General features: G+C 44.0%; 17 protein-coding genes and 8 tRNA genes. 17 read left to right on the top strand and 8 right to left on the bottom strand.

The window, feature by feature from the left end; all coding sequences use genetic code 11:
- Nucleotides 1–21: 21 nt before the first annotated feature.
- The 3 genes from ligA (at nt 22) to XDD1_RS12490 (ending at nt 4,248) form a co-directional block, all read left to right on the top strand.
- Nucleotides 22–2,040, top strand: coding sequence for an NAD-dependent DNA ligase LigA (ligA, locus tag XDD1_RS12500; RefSeq protein ID WP_045971602.1), 2,019 nt, complete (start codon nt 22–24; stop codon nt 2,038–2,040).
- A gap of 169 nt (nt 2,041–2,209) precedes the next feature.
- A complete protein-coding gene (locus XDD1_RS12495) occupies nt 2,210–3,400 on the top strand; it encodes a NupC/NupG family nucleoside CNT transporter (protein WP_045971600.1) in 1,191 nt (396 codons plus the stop codon).
- Nucleotides 3,401–3,495: 95 nt separating this feature from the next.
- Nucleotides 3,496–4,248, top strand: coding sequence for an SDR family NAD(P)-dependent oxidoreductase (locus XDD1_RS12490; protein WP_045971598.1), 753 nt, complete (start codon nt 3,496–3,498; stop codon nt 4,246–4,248).
- Nucleotides 4,249–4,318: 70 nt separating this feature from the next.
- On the opposite strand, the gene XDD1_RS12485 is transcribed toward XDD1_RS12490, so the two are convergent.
- The 3 genes from XDD1_RS12485 to gltX all read right to left on the bottom strand — a co-directional run bounded on the left by XDD1_RS12485 (nt 4,319) and on the right by gltX (nt 6,165).
- Nucleotides 4,319–4,394: transfer RNA gene (locus XDD1_RS12485), tRNA-Ala, on the bottom strand.
- Between the two features lie 53 nt (nt 4,395–4,447).
- Nucleotides 4,448–4,523 (bottom strand) — tRNA-Ala (locus tag XDD1_RS12480).
- Between the two features lie 226 nt (nt 4,524–4,749).
- Complete coding sequence (gene gltX / locus XDD1_RS12475; RefSeq protein WP_045971596.1) at nt 4,750–6,165, bottom strand: glutamate--tRNA ligase; 1,416 nt, start codon at nt 6,163–6,165, stop codon at nt 4,750–4,752.
- Nucleotides 6,166–6,402: 237 nt separating this feature from the next.
- On the opposite strand from gltX, the gene XDD1_RS12470 reads away from it, so the two are divergent.
- From XDD1_RS12470 to XDD1_RS12445, 6 genes are all read left to right on the top strand, one after another.
- Nucleotides 6,403–6,478, top strand: a tRNA-Val gene (locus tag XDD1_RS12470).
- A gap of 34 nt (nt 6,479–6,512) precedes the next feature.
- Nucleotides 6,513–6,588, top strand: a tRNA-Val gene (locus XDD1_RS12465).
- A 44-nt stretch (nt 6,589–6,632) separates the two neighbouring features.
- A tRNA-Val gene (locus XDD1_RS12460) sits at nt 6,633–6,708 on the top strand.
- Nucleotides 6,709–6,753: 45 nt separating this feature from the next.
- Nucleotides 6,754–6,829: transfer RNA gene (locus tag XDD1_RS12455), tRNA-Lys, on the top strand.
- A gap of 30 nt (nt 6,830–6,859) precedes the next feature.
- Nucleotides 6,860–6,935: transfer RNA gene (locus tag XDD1_RS12450), tRNA-Lys, on the top strand.
- A 21-nt stretch (nt 6,936–6,956) separates the two neighbouring features.
- Nucleotides 6,957–7,032: transfer RNA gene (locus XDD1_RS12445), tRNA-Val, on the top strand.
- A gap of 46 nt (nt 7,033–7,078) precedes the next feature.
- Here the strand turns inward: XDD1_RS12445 and XDD1_RS12440 are convergent.
- From XDD1_RS12440 to XDD1_RS12420, 5 genes are all read right to left on the bottom strand, one after another.
- Complete coding sequence (locus XDD1_RS12440; RefSeq protein WP_045971594.1) at nt 7,079–7,720, bottom strand: L-fuculose-phosphate aldolase; 642 nt, start codon at nt 7,718–7,720, stop codon at nt 7,079–7,081.
- Nucleotides 7,721–7,741: 21 nt separating this feature from the next.
- Nucleotides 7,742–8,842: an S-methyl-5-thioribose-1-phosphate isomerase gene (gene mtnA / locus XDD1_RS12435; protein WP_045971592.1), complete on the bottom strand. Its 1,101-nt coding sequence runs from the start codon at nt 8,840–8,842 to the stop codon at nt 7,742–7,744.
- Nucleotides 8,843–8,851: 9 nt separating this feature from the next.
- Nucleotides 8,852–10,117, bottom strand: coding sequence for an S-methyl-5-thioribose kinase (gene mtnK, locus XDD1_RS12430; RefSeq protein ID WP_045971590.1), 1,266 nt, complete (start codon nt 10,115–10,117; stop codon nt 8,852–8,854).
- Nucleotides 10,118–10,346: 229 nt separating this feature from the next.
- Nucleotides 10,347–11,294 carry a glycosyltransferase family 9 protein gene (locus XDD1_RS12425; protein WP_084721028.1) on the bottom strand — a complete coding sequence of 316 codons (948 nt, stop codon included), beginning with the start codon at nt 11,292–11,294 and terminating at the stop codon, nt 10,347–10,349.
- Between the two features lie 381 nt (nt 11,295–11,675).
- On the bottom strand, nt 11,676–12,143 hold the full coding sequence (locus XDD1_RS12420) for a plasmid partitioning protein RepB C-terminal domain-containing protein (RefSeq protein ID WP_148885979.1): 468 nt from the start codon (nt 12,141–12,143) through the stop codon (nt 11,676–11,678).
- Between the two features lie 26 nt (nt 12,144–12,169).
- On the opposite strand from XDD1_RS12420, the gene XDD1_RS12415 reads away from it, so the two are divergent.
- The 8 genes from XDD1_RS12415 to XDD1_RS12380 all read left to right on the top strand — a co-directional run bounded on the left by XDD1_RS12415 (nt 12,170) and on the right by XDD1_RS12380 (nt 19,526).
- Nucleotides 12,170–12,643: a helix-turn-helix domain-containing protein gene (locus XDD1_RS12415; RefSeq protein ID WP_045968011.1), complete on the top strand. Its 474-nt coding sequence runs from the start codon at nt 12,170–12,172 to the stop codon at nt 12,641–12,643.
- Nucleotides 12,637–13,173: an IS630 family transposase gene (locus XDD1_RS12410; RefSeq protein ID WP_084720900.1), complete on the top strand. Its 537-nt coding sequence runs from the start codon at nt 12,637–12,639 to the stop codon at nt 13,171–13,173. The genes XDD1_RS12415 and XDD1_RS12410 overlap by 7 nt, the downstream gene beginning before the upstream one ends.
- 520 nt (nt 13,174–13,693) lie before the next feature.
- Entirely contained in the window at nt 13,694–14,407 is a 714-nt protein-coding gene (locus tag XDD1_RS12405) for an AfsA-related hotdog domain-containing protein (protein ID WP_045971586.1), read from the top strand.
- 25 nt (nt 14,408–14,432) lie between these two features.
- On the top strand, nt 14,433–15,671 hold the full coding sequence (locus tag XDD1_RS12400) for an MFS transporter (RefSeq protein ID WP_045971584.1): 1,239 nt from the start codon (nt 14,433–14,435) through the stop codon (nt 15,669–15,671).
- A 19-nt stretch (nt 15,672–15,690) separates the two neighbouring features.
- Nucleotides 15,691–17,184 (top strand): FAD-dependent oxidoreductase, encoded by a 1,494-nt coding sequence (locus tag XDD1_RS12395; RefSeq protein WP_052705701.1) that lies wholly within the window; start codon nt 15,691–15,693, stop codon nt 17,182–17,184.
- Nucleotides 17,181–17,483 (top strand): hypothetical protein, encoded by a 303-nt coding sequence (locus tag XDD1_RS12390; protein ID WP_045971582.1) that lies wholly within the window; start codon nt 17,181–17,183, stop codon nt 17,481–17,483. The genes XDD1_RS12395 and XDD1_RS12390 overlap by 4 nt, the downstream gene beginning before the upstream one ends.
- The gene (locus tag XDD1_RS12385) at nt 17,476–18,174 is read left to right on the top strand and encodes an SDR family NAD(P)-dependent oxidoreductase (RefSeq protein ID WP_045971580.1); all 699 of its coding nucleotides are present in this window, start codon (nt 17,476–17,478) and stop codon (nt 18,172–18,174) included. The genes XDD1_RS12390 and XDD1_RS12385 overlap by 8 nt, the downstream gene beginning before the upstream one ends.
- Nucleotides 18,174–19,526 (top strand): ANL family adenylate-forming protein, encoded by a 1,353-nt coding sequence (locus XDD1_RS12380; protein WP_045971578.1) that lies wholly within the window; start codon nt 18,174–18,176, stop codon nt 19,524–19,526. The genes XDD1_RS12385 and XDD1_RS12380 overlap by 1 nt, the downstream gene beginning before the upstream one ends.
- The last annotated feature ends 1 nt before the right edge of the window (nt 19,527 follow it).

The following is a 19,527-nucleotide window of genomic DNA, read 5'->3' as shown; positions in this document are numbered from 1 at the left end:
TTTCATCTCTGGTAAGAAATCATGGAAAATATCATTCTAAAAATCAACGAATTAAGAACTACATTACGTCATCACGAACACTTGTATCATGTTATGGATGCGCCAGAGATCCCTGATGCAGAATATGATCGTTTGATGCGAGAATTAAAAGCGCTGGAAGAGCAGCATCCAGAACTGATTACCGCAGACTCGCCTACCCAACGTGTGGGAGCTGCACCCTTAACGGCGTTTGAGCAGGTACGCCATGAGATCCCGATGTTATCTCTGGATAACGTCTTTGATGAAGAGAGTTATCTGGCATTTGATAAGCGCGTCCGTGATCGTCTGAAAAATGGTCAGGATCTGGTGTTTTGTTGCGAACTAAAACTGGATGGTTTAGCGGTCAGTTTACTGTATGAAAATGGCGAATTGGTACAAGCCGCAACACGTGGCGATGGAACCACAGGGGAGAATATTACCGCCAATGTTCGCACCATTCGTAACATTCCCCTGCGGTTGAAAGGGGACAATATTCCCGCCCGCGTTGAAATTCGTGGCGAAGTTTTTATGAAGCAAGCCGGGTTTGAAAAATTCAACGAAGAAGCGCGGCGCACAGGCAATAAAGTCTTCGCTAATCCCCGCAATGCGGCGGCGGGATCATTGCGTCAGCTCGATCCTCGCATTACGGCCAAACGCCCGCTGACTTTCTACTGCTATGGTGTCGGTGTGCTGGAAGATGGAACGTTACCTGCAAGTCATTATGAACGCCTGATGCAGTTTAAGCGCTGGGGATTGCCTGTCAGTGACAAAGTGAAATTATGTCAGGGAACGCAACAGGTGATGGATTTCTACCATAACATTGAACAACAACGGCCGACACTGGGTTTTGATATTGATGGGGTTGTGGTTAAAGTCGATTCCCTCGAATTACAAGAAAGATTGGGTTTTGTTGCCCGTGCGCCGCGTTGGGCAACGGCTTTCAAGTTTCCCGCCCAGGAACAGATAACGATCGTCCGTGATGTTGAGTTTCAGGTAGGGCGTACCGGTGCCATTACGCCGGTTGCCCGTTTGGAGCCTGTCTTGGTAGCCGGTGTGACGGTCAGTAATGCCACGTTGCACAATGCCGATGAAATTGAACGTCTGGGGCTGCGCATTGGTGATACAGTGATTGTTCGCCGTGCCGGAGATGTGATCCCACAAGTTGTCGGCGTGGTGTATGAAAGCAGGCCGGTAGACACTCAGGCAGTGACTTTCCCGGCACATTGTCCGGTTTGTGACTCAGATATCGAGCGCGTTGAAGGCGAAGCGGTCGCGCGTTGTACCGGCGGCTTGTTTTGCGCAGCGCAGCGCAAGGAAGCACTGAAACATTTCGTGTCCCGCCGTGCGATGGATGTTGATGGCATGGGCGAAAAAATCATTGAACAACTTGTCGATAAAGAATATGTCAAAACACCCGCCGATCTGTTCCGGTTGACGGCCGGAACATTAACGGGCCTTGAGCGGATGGGGCCAAAATCTGCGCAAAATGTCATTAATGCTTTGGAGAAAGCGAAGAAAACCACGTTTGCGCGTTTTATTTATGCTTTGGGTATTCGTGAAGTCGGCGAAGCGACGGCTGTCAATTTGGTTGCTCATTTTGGCACATTGGAAAAATTGCGTGCAGCGGACATTGATGCACTGATTGCGGTGCAGGATGTGGGCGGTGTTGTTGCCCGTCATGTCGTGAATTTCTTTAATGAACCGCATAATCAGGCGGTAATTGATGATCTGATTAATAATATAGGTATCCATTGGGAAGTCACTGAAAGCCTGAGCCTGAAGGAGGTTGACAGTCCATTTACTGGCAAGACGGTGGTATTGACAGGTTCATTGAGCCGCTTATCCCGCGACGAAGCCAAAGATAAGCTGGCAGCCTTGGGTGCAAAAGTGACAGGAAGTGTGTCCAAAAAAACCGATCTGGTCATTGCCGGCGAAGCAGCGGGTTCCAAGTTAGCTAAAGCCAATGAATTGGGGATACCTGTTATTGATGAAGAGGAAATGCTCCGTTTATTGGGTGAATAATACGCGCTCCACTTAAAGAGGCGATTATTAAAGTGTGATCGAGTTGGCTAAACGGGAATTTATAACCGCTCAAATAGTAAATTAATGTGATAATGATCAAACTTTACTATCATGTGTTACATAAAATACATGATAAATTTGCACAGAATTGTGTTTGGAGCGCGTCTTTATGTCTCATATTTTTCATTTTTTCCTCGCCTTGGTCGTGATTGGCGGCCTGGCGGTTTTAGCCAGTAATAACCGGAAGGGTATTAGAATTCGTTATATTGTTCAGTTGCTTATCATCGAACTCTTACTGGCTTGGTTCTTCCTGAACTCTAACGTAGGTTTAGGGATAGTTAAAGGATTTGACGCTTTATTTGTCCAACTGTTGTCTTATGCAGCAAAAGGCACCAGCTTTGTGTTCGGTGGCATGATGGAAGCGAATCTGGCCTTTTTCTTCCTGAATGTTTTGTGTCCTATCATCTTTATTTCTGCCCTGATTGGTATTTTGCAACACATCAAAGTGCTGCCGATTATCATTCGTGCGATAGGTACAGTCCTGTCTAAAATCAACGGCATGGGTAAACTGGAATCATTTAATGCGGTGAGTTCGTTGGTTCTGGGGCAATCAGAAAACTTTATTGCTTACAAGAATGTGCTGGGAAAAATGTCTGAGCGCCGGATGTATACGATGGCAGCAACCGCAATGTCCACGGTATCTATGTCGATTGTCGGTGCTTACATGACCATGCTGGATGCAAAATATGTGGTCGCGGCACTGATCCTCAATATGTTCAGTACCTTTATCATCTTGTCGCTCATCAATCCTTACTCTGTTGAGAGTGAAGAAGACATCCAGATGAGCAACCTCCATGAGGGGCAAAGTTTCTTTGAAATGCTGGGTGAATATATCCTGGCAGGTTTCAAGGTAGCGTTGATTGTTTCTGCGATGTTGATCGGTTTTATTGCCCTGATCGCGGGAATTAATGCCATTTTCCATCTGGTATTTGGGATCACGTTCCAAGAGTGCATGGGATATGTGTTCTATCCGTTTGCCTGGATCATTGGCATTCCAAGTGATGAAGCACTGAAAGTCGGCAGTATCATGGCGACCAAGATGGTTTCCAATGAATTTGTGGCGATGCAGAGCCTGCAAGAAATTGCGGGTCAACTGAGTGAACATTCGAAAGGAATCCTGTCAGTATTTTTGGTTTCTTTCGCTAACTTCTCATCCATCGGGATTGTTGCCGGTGCCATTAAAGGGTTGGATGAAAAACAGGGTAATACGGTTGCACGTTTTGGTCTGAAACTGCTGTTTGGTTCAACGCTGGTAAGCTTCCTGTCCGCAGCCATTACCGGATTGATTTTGAGCTTCTAATCGATTTCATCGTTGGATTTGATAACAACAATCGAAAGTGGCATCTTGGCAGATGCCACTTTTTTTATATTTATCAGGCTAAAAGGAGATTCATAATGGGCTATTTTGACGGGAAAATTGCGATTGTCACGGGAGCGACAACCGGCGTTGGCGAAGGTATTGCGGAAGAATTATTCCATCGGGGAGCGACGGTCATTATTACGGGACGTCAATTTTCCCGTGCCAAACAAACAGCAAGGCGAATCGATCCCACGGAGCAGTGTGTGATCCCGATGGAAGCCGATGTCAGGGATCACCTTTCAGTCAAGGCATTGATTGACAATACCGTCAAGCAATGTGGTGGATTACATCTGTTGGTCAATAATGCAGGCATTACCGGGCCGCATGGTATCAATATTTGTGACTATTCCATTGATGATTGGAATGATGTGATTAATACCGATCTCAGCGGCACCTTTTTCGGCTTGAAATATGGTATTCCGGCGATCATTCAAAGCGGAGGCGGGGCGATTGTTAACCTGTCTTCCTCTAATGGAATTGTGGGTATTCCTGGCATTGCACCTTACACGACCGCCAAACATGGTGTGCTTGGCCTGACGCGTTCCGTTGCCCTGGAATTTGCAGATAAAGGGGTTCGCATTAATGCCGTTGGACCCGGTTATGTTGATACGCCGCATATGCAAACACTACCCGCAGAAGTTCGGGAATGGATGGCAAAGAGTCACCCAATGAAACGTATGGCAACCAGAGACGAAGTCGCAAAAACAGTGGCATTTTTACTGTCAGAGGAAAGCTCATTTACGACGGGCGCTTTCTACGCGGTGGATGGTGGTTATACGGCACAGTAGTATTGCTATTTATAGCCGATCTATAAGAAAAAATCCCTGAAAACTTGCGTCTTCAGGGATTTCTGAATTTTGGTGGAGCTAAGCGGGATCGAACCGCTGACCTCTTGCATGCCATGCAAGCGCTCTCCCAGCTGAGCTATAGCCCCACGAGTGGGTTCAGGTTTTGAAGACCAAATACTGACTGGAAATCACACCTATTTGGTGGAGCTAAGCGGGATCGAACCGCTGACCTCTTGCATGCCATGCAAGCGCTCTCCCAGCTGAGCTATAGCCCCAAATCAAAATCCTGTGGAACGGGGCGAATCATATGCAACCCAGAGAATTCTGTCAATGAATTCATTAATATTCTCGGTGTAAGCGTTGAAAAAGCCATCAATGACCCATTTTGAGCGCAAAAATAAAGGCACGACAATCAATTGCGTGCCTCTATTATTCCTGTTATTCACGCCATACTATTGACGGTAACAACATCTGACGGTAACAACATCTCTAAATAACGATTTATTGTGCCTCACGCTGCGCAATATAAGCCAGCGCCTTATCAATACGAGACAGTGAACGTGCCTGGTTAATCGCATGGATGGTGACATCCACACTCGGAGACTGGCCTGCACCGGTTACCGCAACACGCAGTGGCATACCGACTTTACCCATGCCAACTTCCAGCTCGTCAGCCGTCGCTTGAATCGCGTGATGGATATTCTCTGGTGTCCATTCAGTCAGCGCGGCCAGTTTCGCACGGGCAACTTCCAATGGCTGGCGGGCAACTGGGCGCAGATGTTTTTTCGCCGCATCGGCATCAAACTCAGCGAACTCTTCATAGAAATAACGACAAGATCCCGCCATCTCTTTCAGCGTCTTGCAGCGCTCACCCAGCAGTTTGATCAAATCAACCAATTCCGGGCCAGTGCGGGTATCAATCCCTTGCTGTTCAATATGCCACGCTAAATGTACTGCCACTTTCTCTGCCGGCAGGGTATTGATGTAATGATGGTTCAGCCATTGCAGTTTTTCCGTATTGAATGCACTGGCGGATTTACTGATCGCATCAAGGTCAAACAGTTCAGTCATTTCTTCAACGCTGAAAATTTCCTGATCGCCATGTGACCAGCCCAGACGAACCAGATAGTTCAATAGCGCCTCTGGCAGATAACCTTCATCACGGTACTGCATGACACTGACAGCGCCGTGACGTTTGGATAGCTTTTTACCATCGTCGCCGAGGATCATCGAAACATGGGCATATTCCGGAACAGGAGCGCCAAGCGCTTTCAGGATATTGATCTGACGCGGCGTGTTGTTGATATGGTCTTCACCACGAATAACGTGGGTGATTTCCATATCCCAATCATCAATAACCACACAGAAATTATACGTTGGTGAACCGTCGGTACGGCGAATGATCAAATCATCCAGCTCTTGGTTGCTGAATTCAATCGGGCCACGGATGCTGTCATTAAAAATAACAGAACCTTCTTGTGGGTTGCGGAAACGGACAACATGTGGCTCATCGTGGCTGTGCTGGCACTCGCTATCACGGCATCGTCCGTCATAACGTGGCTTTTCACCCTTCGCCATCTGAGTTTCACGCAGTTGTTCCAAATGCTCTTTAGAACAATAGCAGCGGTAAGCCGTGCCTTGCGCCAACATGTTATCAATAACGTGGTTGTAACGGTCGAAACGTTTAGTCTGATAATAAGGGCCTTCATCCCAATTCAGATTTAACCAGTTCATTCCGTCCATAATTGCGTCAATGGCTTCTTGCGTGGAACGTTCCAGATCGGTATCTTCGATGCGAAGAACAAATTCACCTTTATTGTGGCGACTGTATAACCAGGAATAAAGCGCAGTACGCGCACCACCAACATGCAGATAGCCGGTAGGACTTGGTGCAAAACGGGTTTTAATTTTACTCATCAGGAATTGCCTTAATTACCTTTCTCTTAATAAGGAGGGCATTTTATCACTGCACTTCAATTCCTCAATGGCGTTAACGGTGGGTTATTGAGAAAAGCCAAAATAGGTTGACCAATTGATACCCTGCCGTGATTATAATTGTTTCATTCTGTTTAATTTTACGACGAACGGTTGTTTTAGTAATAAAAAGCGTTGACTCACCTCGAACTATCCCTATAATGCGACTCCATCACGACGGGGCGATTAGCTCAGTTGGTAGAGCATCTCCCTTACAAGGAGGGGGTCATCAGTTCGAATCTGGTATCGCCCACCATATTTCTCGCCGTGATAAACATGATTTTATGATTGGGCGATTAGCTCAGTTGGTAGAGCATCTCCCTTACAAGGAGGGGGTCATCAGTTCGAATCTGGTATCGCCCACCAATCATGAATCAGTGGTATTGATGTCGTTATAGTCATCTTGAAGTGGGCGATTAGCTCAGTTGGTAGAGCATCTCCCTTACAAGGAGGGGGTCATCAGTTCGAATCTGGTATCGCCCACCACTTCATCAGGTTGTTTCGTAACAGTATCACATTGATATTGAGAATGGGTCGTTAGCTCAGTCGGTAGAGCAGTTGACTTTTAATCAATTGGTCGCAGGTTCGAATCCTGCACGACCCACCATTCAAATATCAAAATCAAAATTATCTAATTGGGTCGTTAGCTCAGTCGGTAGAGCAGTTGACTTTTAATCAATTGGTCGCAGGTTCGAATCCTGCACGACCCACCATTTAGGTCTGAATCATGAAGTGGGCGATTAGCTCAGTTGGTAGAGCATCTCCCTTACAAGGAGGGGGTCATCAGTTCGAATCTGGTATCGCCCACCACTTCATCCCTCTCCCCTTTATCCGACTTTCTCTTTGCTCTAGAAATCTATCTCTTTAATCCATAATGCTTGAATTTTTCCAGCACCCGCTGCATTTCTGTTGCAGAGAGTATTGGAACAGTCTCCACAATTGGCAGCACTTTTAAGTAAAGTTGTGCTAATATCTCAATTTCATTTGCCAACCAGAGCGCTTTTTCCAGACTCACTTCCATGGCAATCATGCCATGATGCTGCATCAATAATGCCTTACTGTGGGTGATCCCCTTTTTTACATAGTCAGCCAATTCAGCCGTGCCAAACGTGGCATAGGGAATGCAGGGAACGTGATCGGTGCCTGTCACCGCGATCATATAGTGAATGGCGGGTATTGCGTGATTGAGAATGGAGACGGCCGTTGCATTAACCGCATGATTATGGACAACGGCATTGAGATCAGGGCGTGCTTGATAGCAAGCGAGATGAAAATGCCATTCGCTTGAAGGCACTTTATCGGCGGCATATTCACCTTGATAACTGACATAAACGATGTGATCCGGTGTCAGCTTTTCATAAGCGATGCCGCTGGGTGTTATCAAAAAACCATCCTGATAGCGGGCACTGATATTGCCTGATGTCCCTTGGTTCAATCCAAGTGCGTTCATTTTAAGGCAAGTTGCAATAATCTCTTGGGCGATTTGCTCTCTATTCATCATTTTTACCTTGCGTGATCATTACGGCTGTCGCCACAAATCAGGGAAAAGGGCCTGTAATCCTTCCGCACTGGCATCGCAAATTCCCCGTTCAGTAATCAACCCGGTGATAAGTTCAGCCGGTGTCACATCAAACGCATAATTTCCACATGATGTCCCGGCTGGTGCTGTATTGACCCAACTGCGTATCCCTTCAGGTGTGATGCCATAGACGTGGGATTGTTCTTCGCCCGAACGCTGTTCAATGGGAATTTCTTTGACGCCGTCCCAGACGGTAAAATCCAGGGTCGGGGATGGCAGAGCAACATAAAAAGGCACCTGATTGGCTTTGGCTGCCAATGCCTTGAGATAAGTCCCTATTTTGTTGCATACATCGCCTCGTGCGGTTGTCCGGTCTGTGCCGACAAGACAGAGATCGACTTTGCCGTGTTGCATCAAATGCCCGCCGGCATTATCCGCAATCAACGTATGGGGGACACCGTGTGAACCTAATTCGAACGCGGTTAATCCTCCTTGATTACGTGGGCGGGTTTCATCCACCCAGACATGCACCTTGATCCCGGCATCATGCGCCATATAAATGGGCGCCAGTGCGGTTCCCCAATCTACTGTCGCGAGCCAGCCGGCATTACAGTGTGTCAAAATATTGACGGTTTTGTCTGTGGGTTTGTTTGCTGCAATATGCTGGATTATTTTTAGCCCGTGCTCTCCAATTTTGCGACAGAGTTCCACATCTTCATCTGCGATGTCATTGGCGATACGATAAGCCGTTGTTTCACGTTGTGAACGCTCGCTATTTTCCAGTACTCGACAGGTTCGATCCAACGCCCACTTTAAGTTGATCGCGGTGGGACGAGTTTTAACCAAAATAGCGTAAGCCTGCCGCAAATTTTCATCGCTGTTTTCCTGACGCATGGCCAACGCCATACCATATGCGGCAACCGCACCAATCAACGGCGCTCCCCGCACCCACATCTCTTTGATAGCGGTTGCAGCATCTTGCAGAGTGCGCAGTTGAACAGTTTGTACTTCAAAAGGAAGTTTGGTCTGATCGAGAATTTCGACAGTATAACCATCGTCAGCCAGCCAAACAGAACGATAATGCGTGCCATTAATTTTCATATCAACCTCTTAACACTGTGCAATATAACGTCTAATCAGCGAAAACGTCGGATAATTTTCCCGATTGACTATCAATTCCCGCGCTAATTTCAGCGCCCGCTTCTCACAGATAGCACGCTGGTTTTGATCCTCAATCTGTTTGAAATCGGCAACTCCCGCAAACCCGACAATACGTCGATTGATCTCCAGACCGGCATAAGCAAGCGTGTCTTTCAATAAGGTGGATAAAAAATCATCCTGTACGGTTTTTAAGAAGGAAGCATCGAACGAACCTGGCTGATAAAGCACAACAGGATAGGCATCCCCAATCTCTTTTTCGTTCCATAATTGGCGGAAATGGCGTTCAAACACCGACCAGGTTGTTTCTATTTGCGCCAGAAGCCAGGTTTGATAATCAACACATTGCGCATGATTTTCTCGTAGGGCGGGTTGGGCAAAGTAAGCCATCAATAAATTACCGAGGTAGTTACCGATATCAAACGCCATGGGTCCCATAAAACTGAATTCCGGGTCAATGACCTTGGTAGAATCTGGCGTCACCATGATGGAGCCAGAATGAAGATCACCATGCAGCAAGGCTTGGGCTTGCGTCATGAATTGATACTTATACTGCATGGCGGCTTGAATAAGTGCTCGATCTTGCCAGATGGAATAGATTTCATCGTCAAGCTGAGGAGCCGTCCAGTTATTTCTTTCGGCATCAAAATAGGGTTCAGTAAAAATCAGATCTTCAGTGATCTTGCAAAGTTCATGATTATTGGCAAAGCGGGCAGTGAGATCTTTTTTCCCTTTACTGGTCATGCCGATATCGGAAGTATGGAACAGGGTATTCGCGAGAAAAATTCCCACATCTTCGGCGAGATTAGGCAGTTTTTCTCCAGCGATAAGGCGCTTACGTAGAATAATATGCTGAGACAAATACTCCATAACAAAGAGAGACATCTTCTCATCATAAAAATAGACCTCAGGGACATAGGCGTTGGCGACTCTTTTTTCTTCAATCAGGGCATGATATTCAAAATGCGAACGCATAAGGGAAAGCGGCCATGACTCCCCCGCAGCCCGTACATAAGGCAGGGCTTGTTTCACGACAATGGTTTTTTCTTTTCCGGAGACAATAAAGACTAAATTGAGATTTCCATCACCCACTTCTTGAATTTGCCAGGTTTCAGGAGAACCGCCGAGTGAAAGAGAGGTTGGTAAATTTTTAGCAAGATAGTGTGATAAAGATCCGCAAGTTTGTGGGATATACCCTATAGGGACATGAGCAGACATTATTTTTCATCCTGATAATTTCATGAAGGAAAGTTCATAAACGGCACAGCGATAACTCATTCTGCTGTAATGAAATTGACATTGGCTAACTATAAATATGCAGAAGTAAGCTGTCTGTGATGAAACTAGAATATCAGCTATGTTTGAGGTTAAATAACCTTACCCTTAAAAGCCCGTTTTGCAAGTTGTAGTGCTATTGACTACAATTTGCAGCCTATTGAGCGTTTTTTTATTCCTTAAGCAAGGAAAATATCGCTGGATAAACCTTATCTAAATCAATGTTATTGACATTTTCAGGATCATATAATGTGACACATTTATCTTTTTTAGCCAGTGGTGCCCAATTTTCAGGTTTTGTTACACCATAAAAGGCGACAAGTTTTTTCTGTAATGAAGCGGCTAAATGGCAGAGACCACCATCACCGACAACAATCAGTGTCATGTTATTCAATAAAGCTAAAAAAGCACTTAGCGAATCAGAGACGACAATTTCACTGCTTGCTCCTATACGTGATCTTAAATTCTCAGCTAAAAGAATATCCTGTTTAAAGGAAGAAATAATAAATCTTGCCTCTGGATACTTTTCAAGTATTTTATTTGCTATTAGCGTCAAGCGATCATTATTAATTAAACTGTACTTTCTGTTATTAGAAACAGAAAACAAGATCATGGGATATTGATATTCAATGGACTGAAAAGTCTCTTCAAATTTAATGTAAGGAAAAAACTCAGCAGATAATTCATTCTCATTAGGTGAAAATGTACGTAATACTTTTAATGCCTGATGATAACCATTCACGTGTTCCTTTTTTGTTGGGCAGTTAATTAGCTTTGCATGCCAATGCTTATCTGTAACAACAGCATAGCGTTTTTTAGCACCTAATAGCCATAAGAATAGATTATTTAGCTTCATAGGAGTAGGTTTAGCTGATATGGCAATCTCAAACTTTTCTCGGCGAAATGATAACGCAGTATTAATAATAGATAGGTATTTATTTCCTTTAGGAATAATATGGACATGGATTTCAGGGCACAAATAACGAGTAAGCTCAGCATTGCCAGCGTCTATAAATAGGCTAATCTCTGCGTTGGGATAGGTTTTCTGTAAGAATTTGATCAATGGTTGAGTACAAATAAGATCACCAAGCCCATTACGGCGCAATATGGCTATTTTCATATGATTTTATTAAAAAAACTTATCGTGTTAAATTGGTTTAACTATAACCGAAAGTAGAAAATAATGGTATAGAGTTTGGTTATTTAGCACCTTATTAATATCATATAAAACAACAAAACAGGAGGCTTTTCTATTGTCAGGAAGTAAGTTCAATAAAATTGAACATCTATGACAATCGTTACATGAAACGGTGATGCGTAATCATTGTTGCCAATTTATGTGGCAATTTTTTAAACATGTAAAAGGTTTCATGGAAGCCGCTTCATTACAACAGAAAAAAACCGGAATGATAAAAATGGATTTATCACTATTATGAAAATTTATTTATAAATAAATCAAACCCATGATATTTTTCTGTAAATAACATAAGAAATAGTTGTTCTATTTCCCATCTAAAGAATTAATCGAAGATATTTTTTTTAGTTCTTTAAGGTATTCAGGATTGTGTTCTAACAACCAGTGTAAAATCTTAGCGTTATCTAATAGATTATTTATATATGATTTTGCTATGACTAATTTTAAGGTGTTTGCACCATAGATCTCTTCAATCCGCTTTGTTTCATTCTGTATTGTTGCCATTTCTCGTTCTAGGCGTTGTATGTTTTTCCTTGCATCTGGTGTTATTGTTGTTTTTTTGTTTCGTTTTACTAATAATTCAGGGATAGTTACATCCAAAAGATGTAGTGCAAAACCCTTGCTAAAATTATCAACACTCACCATTATATTGGCAACCTCTATTTGTCGCAATGGTTTCATTTTCTTAAAAATATCAAATATAGCTCTAGGGGTATGTTTATCTGATAAGTTAATCAGATAAACTATCTGCATTACTGTTACAATCGATAACACGATAACCTGATTTTCTGCCTGTCCTTATGAAATCGAAGATAATACTTTCTGAGCCTGAACGAATAACATTGCAACAACTCGCTTTGAATCATCCCCACCGGGATATCCGTACGCGAGGAACGGGTTTGCTCATGCTTGCCAGAGGGAGCAAGCCGTCCCAGATCACCGCTGAAATAGGATGCAGTCTCCGGGTTATCTATAATTGGGTTCACATGTGGCACAATTCAGGGATAGCGGGATTATTAGGCGGTCATGCTGGAGGCCGGTATCTCGCTATGACGCCTGAAATGATTGCCACTGCGGTCGAAGCTGCCTGTGCAGAGTCCCTAACTCTCGCACGGATAGCCCAGTGCGTTGAGGCAAAGCATGGGCCCCTGCCTTGTACGCTTGAAACGCTGGCAAATACCCTGAAAAAGCAGGGGCTCACCTATAAACGCACCCGTCTATCGCTTAAAAAAAGCGCAACGAAACGGAGTTTGCTAACAAATCCGCCTTGCTGAATAAAATTAAGGCTGGAGCACAGTTAGGCCATTACCGTTTGGTCTATTTTGATGAGGCGGGTTTTGCCGCATCTCCTCCGGTGCAATATGGATGGAGTCCACGGGGTAAGCCCCATGAAACTGAGCCTCAAGAGCATGACAGGCGGTCAGTTCTGGGGGCGTTAAATTACACGGATAACACGCTGTTTTACCAGACAACGTCAGGCAGTATCACGCGAGATGACGTGATTGATTTTTTAGAGCAGCTCGCCCAACAAGGGGACAACCGCCTGACATTTTTAGTGTTGGATAATGCGCGTATCCATCACGGGATTGAAGAAAAAATCAGAAATAGCTGGTTACGAGAACACAACCTGTTTTTATTCTACCTTCCCGCCTACAGCCCAGAGCTGAATTTGATTGAAATCGTCTGGAAACAAGCCAAATACCATTGGCGACGTTTTATCACTTGGACTCAGGAGACAATGGAGAATGAATTAAATACGTTATTGGGCGGTTATGGTAACCAATTTGCAATTAATTTCTCTTGAGTACTTAATATTCTTGCTATGAGAGTTAAAATAAGATTCATTATTTTCTTGGCGAGATATTTACCTAAGATAGATTTTGAGAATACCCGTAGTCATTGAGTTTGTTTATATACAGAATATGTTGATCTGAAAACATTGACAGATAAATTTATCAAGGAACATTTTATTGATTAGTTTGTATACAACCAGATCTTTGTTTATTATGCAAATGATTCATCTTTATATTTTGCAATAGCCATGACTCCTGAGTAATTTGAGTCTGTTTTTCCTATTGTTATCAATGGAGAATATAAATATATAGTTTGTTCCATGTAACAGTAGGAACATCGGGTTATAACATACTGGATGAATAATGTTATTGAAAAACAAAGCTAAGAACATATGATTAGAGTGCATCTAAATCTAAATATAAATTTATTTACTAATAAATCAACTCGCATTATTAATTTTTCGCAGGATATGATTGTTAGTGAACGTCAATTAAATTGTAATAATCAATAATGAGATTAAAGGAAAGATAATGGCTGATATAGTCGTTGTGGGAGATCGTTTTGCTGAATTCAGTGAAAACGATAATGTATTTACGTTTACTCAGGCATTGAAGTTTCTTTCCTCTGCTAAATGTGAAAATGATTATCAGGTCATCTTTGGTCAGGGACTCTCTAAAGAAAATATTGAGGAGTTTAAAAATTCGTTATGTCATGGTGATACTCGCAAAACGTTACCGCCTCATCAGACTCATCTGTTGAAGGAAACAACTCGGAATACACATAAGCATAAAGCGGAAAATATTCTTATTTCTGAAACCATTAAAATAGGGGAAAGCTCATATCAATGTCATTTGTTGATTGATGACGACTGTGCGGAAATGGCCGACCACATAACTGGGCAACATATCCAGGGCATGGTTTTACTTGAAGCATGTCGGCAGATGGTTAATTCCGTCTCTGAACGGTTTCTTATCAAAACTGGTAGTGAAAAATCATTTGTTCTGCATTCGATGAATTCTGAATTTAAAGAATATCTCTTTCCGATTGCATCGAGCATGGAAATGACTATCAGGCATTTTCGCCGGGGATTAAAAGGGGATTTTACCACTGAATGTATTATTGCAGTAATACAAAACAGTACTGTATGTCTGTGCGTTACTGTCAAATTTAGTGCAATTGACAAAGGATATCTAAGTTTGATTGAGCGACAGATGGCAGCAGAATCGCTCAGTCATCTGTATTGAATTAGTAAGTTTTAGGAGTACGAAAATGAAAGAAATGCCGAGGCTTATCTGGTATCTGGTATTGGTTGCACTACTTGATTTTATCGGTTTGGGAATGGTGGTAGCGATATTCCCACACATGATGATTTCTGATGCCGTTTCACTATTCCCTGACGGTTGGGATCATCAAAAAAAGGTGATTATGTTGGGGGTTTTCCTTGCAATCTATCCTCTTGGCCAGTTTTTTGGTGCCTCCATACTGGGCAAAATGTCAGATATTTATGGTCGCAGAAAAATGATGCTAATTACTGTAGCGGGCACTGCTGTAGCCTTTGCCGCTAGTGGCTATGCGGTTGTTGAAGCATCGGTGGGACTACTGCTGTTTAGCCGTTTGCTGGCTGGGATGATGGCGGGTAACGTGGCGATTGCACAGGCAAGCATGGCTGATATCAGTGCGCCGGGCAATAAAACCAAAAACCTCTCCATGATTCAGACTGCTCTGGGTCTAGCCTGGGTAATAGGGCCGCCAATCGGAGGCTGGCTAACCAATTTCTCTCTGGGGCAATTCAGCGGATATATGACGCCGTTTGTTATTATGGCAGCCATCTTTACTCTGCTATTTATTTATACATTGCTTGTGTACCCCGATACCTTGGAAAGGCATACCCAGGAAAAAATAAATGTCTTTTCCGGTCTGGTACAAATAGCGAAAGCCTATAGCCATACTGAGCTGAGAATGGCATTTACTATCTGGACGGTTTTTGTTGCTGGCTGGTGGTTGTTTGAATCTTTCCTACCTGCTTATCTGCTAGATATTTACAGTTTCAGCTCGTTTCAGATTGGCTCTTTCCTCGCCTCAATGGGTGCAACCTACGCGCTATTCCAGTATCTAGTGGTAAGACACGTTGCCAAAGTTGCTCAACCTGAAAATATGGTGCGATATTCACTTGTTGTGTCATCACTTGCCGTAATGGCAATTTCAATAGTCAATAATGTTATTTATCTGCATATATTAATTACTATTTTCGTAACCTCCATGGGCTTTGCATTGACCGGACTGATAAGCAGTATTTCAAATCTTGCGCCGGAAAACGAGCAGGGAGAAATCATGGGTTCTATCAGTTCGATTCAGGCACTGGCCACGCTGATAGTCATGTTGTCGGGAGGTTTCCTTGATACCACTAATATCCGGGTAACGGTGGTGGGTGGCGGATTATTACTGTTAATTAGCTGGCTACTGTTTGTTATGCGTCTGGGAGTCATTAATCGCAAAGCGATTCGCTAGGTATGCATAAGGAGCAGCAATGAAAAACCATTATCAGGTATTAATCGTGGGTGCTGGCCCTGTCGGACTACTGCTGGCGTGCAGGCTGAAGAAAAGTGGAATCGATGTAGTAGTGGTCGAAAAAAGATCTTCTCGCTCAACTCATTCGAAAGCATTGTCAATGAACGCTGCCTCACTGGCTTTATTACGCTCTCTTGGTGTACTGGAGCGTTTCGAACGGTCAGGAATAGAGATAAGTGATATTTCAATTTACTGGAATCAGCAGCGCGTTTCACACATCGATTATCGCCAGTTGAACTGTTGTTATCAGCACATTCTTGCCATTCCACAACCGGAAACTGAACGTTTACTGGAAGAGTATTTTATTGAGTTGGATGGAGAAATCAGACGTTCCGTTACGTTAAGCGCGATTGATGTTGACTCCGATAGTATTAGTGCCCGCCTCTCCGATGGAACGACGCTGACCTGTGACTATCTGATAGGTTGTGACGGTAGCCACAGCACAGTGCGCGACTTTGCCGGTATCACCTTCAGTGGTTTCGACTACGGCATTGATTTTTACTTGTTTGATGCTCAGGTCAAATGGCAGGGCAAACGTGATGAAGTGCATTATTTTATCGACGAGCAGGGCTTTATTATTATCCCACTGGCAGATGGCAACCATCGTTTTGTATTGCGATGTCCTCGGAAAGATGAGTCTCTGCCATCGCTAGCTGAGTATCAGACAGTGCTATCACGTTACATCCCGCAGCCCATTGTCATTGAACGTGTTGTCTGGGAGTCAAAATCTCAGTTTTACAATCGGCTAGCCAATCAGTACCGGGTGGGAAATATTTTTCTTGCTGGTGACGCCTGTCACCTCTTCAGTCCTATCGGGGGGCTGGGAATGAATACTGGCTTTCAGGATGCCTGGAATCTTGCATGGAAGTTGACTGCGGTAATCCGCCAGCGACAGCCTGATGATCTGCTTGATACTTACGATGAGGAGCGGCGTAGCGTGGCGGTGATACTGCGTGACAGCACCGATACCAACACCCGCCTTATTGCGCGTATCGACCGTGACAGCGAAAAAACTCGCTGCTGGTTGCCCCTCTTCAGCAACAGGGATCGTGCGAGAACGCTACATCCACAATTGTTTTCAGGGCTGGCACAGCACTACATCAGGTCATCGCTGATTTGTGAAAGTAGGTGTCTAGCGGGAAAATATCTGCCGTATCTCACACTTATCCAACAGGGAAACCGTGTTAGCAGTTACGACATCGTGGACGGCGAAAATTATCATCTTATTGTGCGTAGCGAAAGTGATAAGCAGGAGCTGATTACCTCTCTGAGTGATTATCATCTGGCGGTATATTTTGTCGAAGTTAACGGCCCGGATCAAAAAATCGAACTTCAACCCGAAGAATACCTTCTGGTGCGCCCTGACGGTTTCGTCGCTATTCACGAAAGTTTGGGAACTCTGGAAGTCGTTACTCACTATATTGAAACAAATAAAATAAGGTATTCGCTATGAAAGATAAAATACGTCATGTCATTATTCAGTCAGTGACAGAGCTCAATGCCACCTTGCCCGAGCCACTACCGATTGAAACTGGCGATGAGTGCTTTATTTATCGGCATGACTCTCATCTTGATTCAATGTCTCTGGTAATGCTGATTGCTGATTTGGAAAGTAAACTGGAAGATGATTTTGACATCTCATTAACGCTGGCAAATGAGAAATCCATGTCGGCTAAAAATAGTCCATTTTCATCGGTAGGTCGACTGACCGATTACATTTTTGATTTAATTGAAGGACAGTATCATGCGTAAGCCCGTTACCTTAATTACCGGAACTCGCAAAGGAATTGGCAAGTACCTAGCAGAGCATTATGTGGCTCAGGGGCATATTGTCGTAGGATGCAGTCGTTCTGATGTAGACTGGCAATTAGCTGGCTACCATCATTTTCTGGCCGACGTGATAGATGAGCAGGCGGTAAAAGCATTATTTAAATATATCCGTCAAGAGTTTGGCGTTCTGGATAATTTAATTAATAACGCAGGAATTGCCTCAATGAATCATCTGATGCTGACCCCGTTATCCACCATAAACAATATATTTAATACCAATGTGGCGGGTACTTTCCTATTTTGTAGAGAAGCTGCTAAAACGATGGCAAAGAATAGGTACGGTCGTATTGTTAACTTTACCACTGTGGCGACACCTCTGAAGCTTGAAGGTGAAGCTATTTATGCTGCCTCTAAAGCGGCGGTCTACTCCCTTACAGAAGTGCTAGCGCGCGAACTGGCGGAGTTTAATATCACCGTCAACGCCGTGGGTCCTACACCGATTGATACCGATCTCATCCGCTCTGTGCCTCAGGATAAAATGGATCGCCTGATTGCCCGTCAGGCCATCACTCGTAAAGGAGTGCTGCGGGATGTATCTAATGTCACTGATTTCTTTCTGCAGAAAGAGAGCGACTTTATTACAGGTCAGAATATTTATCTGGGAGGAGTCTGATGGACAGTGATCTGTTATTTGAGCACCTTCACAACAACGGCGACCGGATTGCCTGCTGGTATCAACAGAAGTCATACAGCTATAAATGGTTACTGTCACGATGTGATGAACTGACCCGAACCTTCAGCACGGTCGGTGTGATTGCTGGCACAATTGTTTCCGTCATCGCCGATTACCATCCGGACTCTTTGGCTTCACTGCTCGCGTTGATCAGGCTAAAAGCAATTGTTCAGCCAATGACTCGCCTCAGTGAAAAAGCCATCGCCAGAAACAGCGAAATTTGCAGCAGTGAATTCAAGTTGTGGATTGACGAAGATGGGCTCAAAGATATTAGATTCACGAGGATGAAGGGAGAACATGCATTAATTGATAACTTGCGCCGTTCCGGTCAGGCGGGCTTGATTATTATGTCTTCCGGGACGTCGGGACAAAGTAAAGCCATTGTGCATAACCTTGAGCAGTTGATTCGCACTGTGAAACCCTCTTTACAACCGAGGACGGTGATTTCGTTTCTGCTGTTTGACCACATTGGCGGCATCAATACCATGTTGAGTGCGTTTGCCAGCGGTAACTGTCTGGTCGTTCCTGAACTGCGAACGCCAGAGTGCATCAGTGAAGCTATCTCGCGTTATCAAGTTGATGTACTGATTACCTCACCATCTTTTCTTAACCTGATGATCTTAAAAAATTGCTTTGAAAATAATTCGCTACAGGTACTAAAGCAGATTAACTATGGTAGCGAAGTGATGCCTGCTTCAATACTGAGTTACCTGACGGAAAAATTACCGACAACCAGACTGACTCAGGCTTATGGGCTTTCTGAGGCCGGCGTAATAAAAACTCGCAGCGATGATAACCAGTCAACTTTCATTCGTATTGTTGACGAGAATGTCCAGATCAGAGTGAGAGAGAACAAACTGGAAATACTCTCAAAAACGTCAATGCTGGGTTATATGAACGCACCTTCACCCTTTACAGCCGATGGGTGGTTAATAACCGGTGATGTGGTGGAAATGCGCGACGATAGCTTTCGCATCGTTGGTAGGGATACGGAGGTGATTAACGTCGGGGGTGAAAAAGTTTACCCCGGAGAAGTAGAGAACATCATTCTTCAACTCCCAGGAGTAGAAGATGTGGTGGTGAATGCAGAGAAAAACGCCATATTGGGAAATATCGTTGTCGCAAGAATAAAAGCCAATGGTGATACCGATTTTATTCAATTGCGTCGTGAAGTGATTTTATGGTGTAAGAGGCATCTTCCCTTATTTAAGGTTCCACAGAAAATCACCTTCATTAATGAAGGTGATTATGGCCTGCGATTTAAAAAGAAACGTCAACCAGTTATTACCTGAG

Source organism: Xenorhabdus doucetiae, assembly GCF_000968195.1.
In the GTDB taxonomy this organism is placed as follows: Bacteria; Pseudomonadota; Gammaproteobacteria; order Enterobacterales; family Enterobacteriaceae; genus Xenorhabdus; species Xenorhabdus doucetiae.
Note: the sequence above shows the minus strand (reverse complement) of the source record. Positions and strands in the feature narration are given on the sequence as shown.

Bases quoted from the DNA above. Each gene is read 5' to 3' on its own strand.
- ligA (WP_045971602.1), top strand. From the start codon at position 22: ATGGAAAATATCATTCTAAAAATCAACGAATTAAGAACTACATTACGT.
- XDD1_RS12495 (WP_045971600.1), top strand. From the start codon at position 2,210: ATGTCTCATATTTTTCATTTTTTCCTCGCCTTGGTCGTGATTGGCGGC.
- XDD1_RS12490 (WP_045971598.1), top strand. From the start codon at position 3,496: ATGGGCTATTTTGACGGGAAAATTGCGATTGTCACGGGAGCGACAACC.
- gltX (WP_045971596.1), bottom strand. From the start codon at position 6,165: ATGAGTAAAATTAAAACCCGTTTTGCACCAAGTCCTACCGGCTATCTG.
- XDD1_RS12440 (WP_045971594.1), bottom strand. From the start codon at position 7,720: ATGAATAGAGAGCAAATCGCCCAAGAGATTATTGCAACTTGCCTTAAA.
- mtnA (WP_045971592.1), bottom strand. From the start codon at position 8,842: ATGAAAATTAATGGCACGCATTATCGTTCTGTTTGGCTGGCTGACGAT.
- mtnK (WP_045971590.1), bottom strand. From the start codon at position 10,117: ATGTCTGCTCATGTCCCTATAGGGTATATCCCACAAACTTGCGGATCT.
- XDD1_RS12425 (WP_084721028.1), bottom strand. From the start codon at position 11,294: ATGAAAATAGCCATATTGCGCCGTAATGGGCTTGGTGATCTTATTTGT.
- XDD1_RS12415 (WP_045968011.1), top strand. From the start codon at position 12,170: ATGAAATCGAAGATAATACTTTCTGAGCCTGAACGAATAACATTGCAA.
- XDD1_RS12405 (WP_045971586.1), top strand. From the start codon at position 13,694: ATGGCTGATATAGTCGTTGTGGGAGATCGTTTTGCTGAATTCAGTGAA.
- XDD1_RS12400 (WP_045971584.1), top strand. From the start codon at position 14,433: ATGAAAGAAATGCCGAGGCTTATCTGGTATCTGGTATTGGTTGCACTA.
- XDD1_RS12395 (WP_052705701.1), top strand. From the start codon at position 15,691: ATGAAAAACCATTATCAGGTATTAATCGTGGGTGCTGGCCCTGTCGGA.
- XDD1_RS12390 (WP_045971582.1), top strand. From the start codon at position 17,181: ATGAAAGATAAAATACGTCATGTCATTATTCAGTCAGTGACAGAGCTC.
- XDD1_RS12385 (WP_045971580.1), top strand. From the start codon at position 17,476: ATGCGTAAGCCCGTTACCTTAATTACCGGAACTCGCAAAGGAATTGGC.
- XDD1_RS12380 (WP_045971578.1), top strand. From the start codon at position 18,174: ATGGACAGTGATCTGTTATTTGAGCACCTTCACAACAACGGCGACCGG.